Raw genomic sequence first — 978 nt, forward strand, 5'->3', positions numbered from 1 at the left:
GTGTTCCGGGTAGTTGGTACCGGGCCGAGGGGTGCGTCGGCCCGGACGGGCTACAATTTCAGGGTGGAATCACAGCTAGTCGCCTACATCGATGAGTCCTCCGCCCTTAGACCCCCAGACCGGCAGGAGTACATGGTGTGTGCAGCCATCATCGACACTCAAGACTTGGAAAAAATACGCGAGGAGCTGCGTCCACTACGACTTCCTGGCCAGGTCAAACTTCACTGGACCGACGAACGTAATAGCCGACGCCGAAAAATCGTGGACACCCTTTCTGAGATCGACTCCATGCAAGCGATCATCACCCACCAGAGTGAAGTGAGCAAGAAGACGGAGAGGCACCGCAGGAAATGCTTGGAGCAGATGTACTTCGAGCTCTCCGAGATGCACGTCCACAACGTCACTTTGGAAAGCCGGCAAGAAGCACAAAACAGGCGAGACGTCGCCCATATAGTTGCCCTGCAGGGCCAAGGACAAAGTGCTGGTATCCGACTGCGACACGTACGCGGTGGCGATGATCCCCTGCTCTGGATTCCAGATGCCGTTCTGGGAGCACTGAACTCCGTCCATCTAGGGGAAGAGCAGTACTGGGAGAAGCTGCACGAGAAAGTGGTCCTCAACCGTCCCGCCCCGGATTCCCTCTAGAGGCAGGCGAAGACCCTGAGTCCAGTCGTCCGGCTGGGATCCCAGGGTCTTCTTCCGATCCTGTCGTAACAGGTGGCAATAACACTAGGGTAGCACCATTTGGCACCATTTAGCACCATTTGACACCATTTGGCACCATTTGGCACCGATAGGCCCCGTCCGTTTCCTTAGCTGGATCGGCGGCCTCATCCTGGTTTCCTGACCAAATCCACATCGACCAAGCCGAACGCAGCGGGCTAAATATCACTCTGCTCAATACCCCTAGACGTTGACGCCGACATGCCCCGCCGAGATACAGCAGGTCATAGGACAAAGACCTCTTACTCCGGCCAT

Annotated in this window: 1 protein-coding gene; it reads left to right on the forward strand. The window is 56.5% G+C overall.

Translation table 11 applies throughout. The annotated features are described in order from the left end of the window. Positions 1–63: 63 nt before the first annotated feature. Positions 64–645, forward strand: coding sequence for a hypothetical protein (locus HMPREF3155_RS08615; protein ID WP_083281291.1), 582 nt, complete (start codon positions 64–66; stop codon positions 643–645). Positions 646–978: the final 333 nt, after the last annotated feature.

It is taken from the genome of Corynebacterium sp. HMSC06D04, from assembly GCF_001807315.1.
In the GTDB taxonomy this organism is placed as follows: domain Bacteria; phylum Actinomycetota; class Actinomycetes; order Mycobacteriales; family Mycobacteriaceae; genus Corynebacterium; species Corynebacterium simulans.